Genomic DNA, 6,635 nt, shown 5'->3' on the forward strand with positions numbered 1-6,635 from the left:
CCTCGACATGGTCAGTACCGCCAAAGTGGCAAGTACGATACATGTAGTCATTGCGATAATGATGATTCTCATGACTTCACCAAAAAATATAACGCTAAGCCAAGGGGCGGCGCGTAGCAGCCGTCCCGCGGAGCCAACTTGTTGGCGGAGCCAACTTGTTGGCGGAGTGAACTTTGACGCCTTGTTAGGTGGTGTGACTTTTTCGATGACTTGATGCACTTCCTTATTACCTCCACAGAACAAAACCATTTTCTTCTTTTACTCAACCAGACTATCAGAATTCGTTTAGTGATAAAAATACTGTTCGACCAAATCGATATAAATACTTAACTTACAACGATGAACCAGTTTTCTAGACTGCCTCACTCGCGGAAATTGGCACCGACAAAATACTTATTATCAACGACCGTTTTAGCTAAACAGACAGAACACACCTAACGCTAAGCCAAGGGGCGGCGCGAAGCAGCCGTCCCGCGGAGCCAGCTTGCTGGCGGAGTGAACTTTGACGCCTTGTTAGGTGGTGTGACTTTTTCGATGACTTGATGCACTTCCTTTTGCCTCCACAGAACAAAACCATTTCTTTCGTTTACTCAACCAGACTATCAGAATTCGTTTAGTGATAAAAATACTGTTCGACCAAAACGATATAAATACTTAACTTACAACGATGAACCAGTTTTCGAGACTGCCTCACACCAGAAAGTTTGCACCAACGAAACACTTCTTATCAACGACTGGTTTAGCTAAATAGGCAGGACACACCTAACGCCGTGAACACGGGCGCGTGAAACGCGTCCGAGCGAAGCGGCAGTGTTTTACCTTGTTAGTTTTCAGTTTTTCCACGCTCTTCTAATATAAACATTCTCAATAGTCTTTCACTTCTCATCACATACAAGATAACCACCTCTTCGGACAACACACGATAAAATACTCTGCAGGGGCCAACTATAATTTCGCGATAGTTCTCTCCTTGCAGTTCCGGAGGCATTCTGCCCAGTTCAGGTTGATCTGCAAGCAGATCAACTTTAGAAAAAATCTTCTGAATGAGTTTTTTGGCGGCGCCGATTTTATCTAAAGCGATATACTCAGCAATTTCATCTAAATCATCTAAGGCAGAATCAGTCCATACTATCTTAACCATTTGGCCATTCTTTCCTTAGCTTGGTCGTGTGAGGCAACTCGACCTTCTAAATATCCAATTTCACCACGTGAAATTCCTTCGAGTATTTTTAGGCGATCCTGCATTGCCTCATAATCTTCTACGTCAAGCAAGTACGCAGATGGGCGACCGTGTTCGGTGATAAGTACTGGTTCTTTCGTAGCGTGCAAGTCAGAAAGGATCTTAGTGGCTTGTCGCTTAAGGTTTGTTACTAGTTCTGTTTTCATAAAGTAATACTAAAGTATCACTATCTCAAGCGCAAGGAGCTAAGTAAAACTAACGCCCTTAAAACGGGCGCGCGTTTTCTGCGCGTCCGAGCACACGCAGTGTGCGGTAGTTTTTGAGCTTGTTATATTTCTTCACTGTGTTTCAGCCAAAGAAAAAATTGGCGAATAGATAGCCCATATAGTTATTAGAACAATAATTGGAAGTAATGCAACGGGTATTGAATAAAGGATGTAGCCAATACGGGGTTTTAAAAAATACATTGCAGCAACTCCGGTCGCGACGATGACACTAAAGAGCCACCAAATATTTGCTAAGGAAAAAATAAATTTCGTTTGAATAGGTATTTCACTTACTTCAAGACCACTGAACAACTTGGAAAAACTACCAACAGTTGAAACAAGCAAAAAATAATATGCGATAGCGACGCCTATGGTCAGCGCACAGCCGAGTTGAATTTGAAATTTTTGATTAGAGAAATCCATTTGCTACCTCTTGTAAATATAACGCCGTTAAAACGGGCGCGGTTTACCGCGTCCGAGCGAACGCAGTGAGCGTAAGTTTTTGACCTTGTTAGTGATTTTCATTCTAAACATTGTTCTAAGGTTGTTTTTTCAAACTGATATTCACATTTACTTTCCTTGCAACTGGCCTTCACTTTGATCGTGTTCTTGCAAGTTCTCCCTTCACGAATAATATAGTAATCACAATTAGTTTTACTTAAAAAATCACAGGTTTCGATTGTAAGCTTCGCGCTCTCTCGAAAGTAGCTCAGCTCTTTGTAGTTTGGATGGCCTAATATCTCTAACCACTTTCCACTCTCAAGACTTTCTGTATGAATAATCGTGCGCTGCACATTTCCGGCATAACAAGACTGAGAGTACGCTAATAAAAAAAAGAATGAAAAATAGAGCGTTCTCCTCATATCACTAACGCCCTTAAAACGGGCGCGCGTTTTCTGCGCGTCCGAGCACACAAAGTGTGCGATAGTTTTTGAGCTTGTTAGTTGCCAAGTTCACCGGACCAAAGCCAGCCTTTCTTGTCATGTTCAGTGTGGTATTCGAGGTAATGAAAGCCGCCGAAGCTTTCGGCTTCGCCCCACATAACAATTTTGTCGCTAAATAGATCGTCTAAAAATTTCATCAAATTCCTTACTGTCCAAGCAGTTCTCTCACTATCAGTGAACCCGTCCTCATAACAGCCAAAATGTGAATGAGTGAATCTACCCACGTGAGTTAAGAGCTCATCGCCATCATCGATAATAACGATATCTCCGATATCAGGAATCTTAGGAGGAATGGAGATTGAATTCGTGGCTTCATCATAAACGAAATCCAATTTTTCAAACTTGGTGTCCATTGCCTTTTTCAATTCCAGTATAAGCATGATCAAAAGCGCAACTAACGCCTCAAACACGGGCGCGCGTCTTTTGCGCGTCCGAACGAACGTAGTGAGTGATAGTGTTTTGACTTGTTAGTTGCTGAGAAGATTTTCCAGCTACCCGATAAAGAAGCGGACCCACTACTCGCTGAAACCACAAAACCAAACCAACCAAATAGTTAGAACGAAGCCCGATGCGAGCAGAACCAAGAAGGGCTTTCTCTGCGACCGATGCTTGCGAAATTTTGAACGCATAATTTGTAGAATTCATGTTTGTCCTTTTCTCCTAGAACTCTGAGCTTGGCATTTCCGATTTGGCTAATATTGGCTTAACTACCCGATTAAACTGCTCATCACCCTGAAATGCAACTAACGCTAAGCCAAGGGGCGGCGCGAAGCAGCCGTCCCGCGGAGCCAACTTGTTGGCGGAGTGAACTTTGACGCCTTGTTAGGTGGTGTGACTTTTTCGATCACTTGATGCACTTCCTTTTGCCTCCAGAGAACAAAACCCATTGCTTTCGTTTACTCAACCAGACTATCAGAATTCGTTTAGTGATAAAAATGCTGTTCGACCAAATCGATATAAATACTTAACTTACAACGATGAATCAATTTTCGAGACTGCCTCACTCGCGGAAATTGGCACCAACAAAAACCTTCTTATCAACGACTGGTTTAGCTAAATAGGCAGGACACACCTAACGCCCCAAGAAGAGGCTTATTTTGCGTTTTGGAGCGAAGCGATAGCAAAATAAGTCCTGCTGGCTTGGCTTGTTAAGTGTTTTACACAGTACATATTTCTGTCTTTGTTTGCTCAGGCACATTAACCCAAACTGTTGAATTTGACAGCTCTAGTGTAATGCCCAATCCAGAAGCTGCAACACTGATAATTTTCTTAAACCAATCTGTGTGAGTCCATTTTCTTGGTGCGGGAGCTTTGAAAACTTTTGCTTCATTATCCCAATATACCTCAGCTGCCTCTCGATAAATATATTGATACATAGGGTTGCCGCCGCTAGCTAGCATGACAAACATTTCACCGTTTTCTAATATCTCAATTTTGGATATTTCTTCGATTTCCATAGTGACACTTAACGCCTCAAACACGGGCGCGCGTCTTTTGCGCGTCCGAACGAACGTAGTGAGTGATAGTGTTTTGACTTGTTAACTGTCATTTTCAACTTCTAACTTTCTTTTTGATAACCAGAGATAAAAAAGGATGCTTGGTATCATGCCGCCTAGAACAGTAGCAAGAAAAAAGAGGCCACTAAATTGTCCTTGGTTCAATATGAGTGCCGTTGCAAGGCTAATCAAGATTATGGACTGTATGGCCGACAGTATCTTCTTAACTCTTAGGGAGTAAAGATAATGGGATAAGCCCGCGAGAACATATACAAGGCTGGCTACGATAAACCCAGTTATCAAAAAGCTAAATAGCCAAATCTCTATGCTTCCAGTCGTCGCATGAAGAGGTAAAGAGAACAGCGATAGAACAATAATTAGGAAAAATTGGCGCATTAAGTACAGTTAACGCCAAGCCAAGGGGCGGCGCGTAGCAGCCGTCCCGCGGAGCCAACTTGTTGGCGGAGTGAACTTTGACGCCTTGTTAGGTGGTGTGACTTTTTCGATGACTTGATGCACTTCCTTTTGCCTCCACAGAACAAAACCATTTATTTCGTTTGCTAAGCCAGACTATCAGAATTCGTTTAGTGATAAAAATGCTGTTCGTGCAAAACGGCAAGAAAACGTGACTTCCTTACAACGAAGAATCAGTTTTTGAGACTGCCTCACTCGCGGAAATTGGCACCAACAAAAACCTTCTTATCAACGACTGGTTTAGCTAAATAGGCAGGACACACCTAACGCCCTTAAAACGGGCGCGCGTTTTTTGCGCGTCCGAGCGAACGCAGTGAGCGTAAGTTTTTGAGCTTGTTAGTTTTCTTTTTCATTATCTCTACCTGGATAGACTAAGAGACCAAAGCCAACAAGCACAATAAATATAATTGCGCGGATACTCATAGTTCTATTACTTTCGGATGAAAAGCTGCCCTCGGGTAATAAGACGCCAAGAACATAATTTAAGAGAAGAAATAATACTAGGAGAAACCCCCAACTGGCCATTGGACTTTTGCTATTTTCGTCGTCTATTGGCTCAGAGTTTCCACCTCTGGAATCAAACACAGCCTTTGCCCTCAGATAACGGTCACGATATTTTTCGCGATCAATATTGCCCAAAACATCGGCCAATTCCTGTTGAGAGCATCTGTTGTAATCTGGTTCTTTCATATGAGTCAGCTGGGGCAAAACTAACGCTAAGCCAAGGGGCGGCGCGAAGCAGCCGTCCCGCGCAGCCAACTTGTTGGCGGAGTGAACTTTGACGCCTTGTTAGGTGGTGTGACTTTTTCGATGACTTGATGCACTTCCTTTTGCCTCCACAGAACAAAACCATTTCTTTCGTTTACTAAGCCAGACTATCAGAATTCGTTTAGTGATAAAAATGCTGTTCGACCAAAACGATACAAATACTTAACTTACTACGATGAATCAGTTTTCGAGACTACCTCACTCGCGGAAATTGGCACCGACAAAAACCTTATTATCAACGACTGGTTTAGCTAAATAGACAGGACACACCTAACGCTTCAAGCAGGGGCGCAGCTTTGCTGCGTCCCGCGCCGTAGGCGCAAACTGGCTTGACTTGTTATATGTCTTTTTCATTCAAACACCATCGTATCTTATTTTTAAAATAGAGGTAGTTTCGCAGCCAAAGTGAAAGGATAAGAGATAGCATGAATGCAGAGCTTAACTTTGTTCCAGAATAAAACAGCGCAAAATACGCAGCAACAATTATACAAAGCCCACAAAGTATTTTTACGTAAATCGGGATGCTGGGCTTATAAACAATTTCAGTTAGTTTGCTAGAGCATGACTGACATACTATTTTCGTCAAACCGTTTGTGTATTCATCACTACCAACTCGGCTCTGGCAGTTTGGGCATGCTAAGTCCATATGCACATATAACGCCTTGGCAAGGGGCGGCGCGGAGCAGCCGTCCCGCGGAGCTGCGCCTTTTGCAGCGGAGTGTACTTTGACAACTTGTTAGTGGTTTTCATGGAATACCTTCTTTCCAAAGCTGCTCGTTTGTTACTAATGAATACTTGCCTTCAATTATTTCACAACCAAGACAGTGGTGCTCTCTACCCAAAATATTTTTACGCGATACTTCGAAAATAACGAATTTTTTCGTACTACTAGAATCTGAATAAATCTCTTGGTTCCATGTTTTAGAATCAATAGTAAATTTTGACGAATGAGATATTTGATTACCTTTAAGCGCGGATTCTACCTCTTCTGAAAGCAGCCACTTTTCACGAAGACTCTGGAGATACCTCTCTGGTGATTCAAAAGCTATATCTGTCATACCACTAACGCCTCAAACACGGGCGCGCGTCTTTTGCGCGTCCGAACGAACGTAGTGAGTGATAGTGTTTTGACTTGTTAGTTGCTGAGAAGATTTTCCAGCTACCCGATAAAGAAGCGGACCCACTACTCGCTGAAACCACAAAACCAAACCAACCAAATAGTTAGAACGAAGCCCGATACGAGCAGAACCAAGAAGGGCTTTCTCTGCGACCGATGCTTGCGAAATTTTGAACGCATAATTTGTAGAATTCATGTTTGTCCTTTTCTCCTAGAACTCTGAGCTTGGCATTTCCGATTTGGCTAATATTGGCTTAACTACCCGATTAAACTGCTCTTCACCCTGAAATGCAACTAACGCCAAGTTTTGGGGCGCGCTTTAGCGCGTCCCAGCCGAAGGCGACAACAACGCCTTGTTAAATGTTTTTACTAGTTTAGATATAGATTTGT

At 42.8% G+C, this 6,635-nt stretch carries 10 protein-coding genes; 1 reads left to right on the forward strand and 9 read right to left on the reverse strand.

Translation table 11 applies throughout. The features are described from left to right. Positions 1 to 214, forward strand: a 214-nt coding sequence (locus DFR28_RS19870; protein WP_211317065.1) for a hypothetical protein, incomplete at its 5' end; no start/stop codon positions are given. A 609-nt stretch (positions 215 to 823) separates the two neighbouring features. Here DFR28_RS19870 and DFR28_RS19080 read toward each other — a convergent pair. The 9 genes from DFR28_RS19080 to DFR28_RS19125 all read right to left on the reverse strand — a co-directional run bounded on the left by DFR28_RS19080 (position 824) and on the right by DFR28_RS19125 (position 6,441). Then, the gene (locus DFR28_RS19080) at positions 824 to 1,141 is read right to left on the reverse strand and encodes a type II toxin-antitoxin system RelE/ParE family toxin (protein ID WP_113956004.1); all 318 of its coding nucleotides are present in this window, start codon (positions 1,139 to 1,141) and stop codon (positions 824 to 826) included. Continuing rightward, entirely contained in the window at positions 1,129 to 1,386 is a 258-nt protein-coding gene (locus DFR28_RS19085; RefSeq protein ID WP_113956005.1) for a type II toxin-antitoxin system Phd/YefM family antitoxin, read from the reverse strand. The genes DFR28_RS19080 and DFR28_RS19085 overlap by 13 nt, the downstream gene beginning before the upstream one ends. 132 nt (positions 1,387 to 1,518) lie before the next feature. After that, positions 1,519 to 1,869 carry a hypothetical protein gene (locus tag DFR28_RS19090; protein ID WP_113956006.1) on the reverse strand — a complete coding sequence of 117 codons (351 nt, stop codon included), beginning with the start codon at positions 1,867 to 1,869 and terminating at the stop codon, positions 1,519 to 1,521. 517 nt (positions 1,870 to 2,386) lie between these two features. Beyond that, positions 2,387 to 2,770 (reverse strand): hypothetical protein, encoded by a 384-nt coding sequence (locus DFR28_RS19095; RefSeq protein WP_147251070.1) that lies wholly within the window; start codon positions 2,768 to 2,770, stop codon positions 2,387 to 2,389. Between the two features lie 22 nt (positions 2,771 to 2,792). Further along, positions 2,793 to 3,035, reverse strand: a complete 243-nt coding sequence (locus tag DFR28_RS19100; protein ID WP_113956008.1) for a hypothetical protein — start codon at positions 3,033 to 3,035, stop codon at positions 2,793 to 2,795. A gap of 512 nt (positions 3,036 to 3,547) precedes the next feature. Continuing rightward, a complete protein-coding gene (locus DFR28_RS19105) occupies positions 3,548 to 3,847 on the reverse strand; it encodes a hypothetical protein (RefSeq protein WP_113956009.1) in 300 nt (99 codons plus the stop codon). Positions 3,848 to 4,696: 849 nt separating this feature from the next. Beyond that, complete coding sequence (locus DFR28_RS19115) at positions 4,697 to 5,050, reverse strand: hypothetical protein (protein WP_113956011.1); 354 nt, start codon at positions 5,048 to 5,050, stop codon at positions 4,697 to 4,699. Between the two features lie 824 nt (positions 5,051 to 5,874). After that, positions 5,875 to 6,186: a hypothetical protein gene (locus tag DFR28_RS19120; protein WP_113956012.1), complete on the reverse strand. Its 312-nt coding sequence runs from the start codon at positions 6,184 to 6,186 to the stop codon at positions 5,875 to 5,877. Positions 6,187 to 6,198: 12 nt separating this feature from the next. Next, a complete protein-coding gene (locus DFR28_RS19125; RefSeq protein ID WP_113956008.1) occupies positions 6,199 to 6,441 on the reverse strand; it encodes a hypothetical protein in 243 nt (80 codons plus the stop codon). Positions 6,442 to 6,635 lie beyond the last annotated feature (194 nt).

It is taken from the genome of Arenicella xantha (genome assembly GCF_003315245.1).
Lineage (GTDB): Bacteria > Pseudomonadota > Gammaproteobacteria > Arenicellales > Arenicellaceae > Arenicella > Arenicella xantha.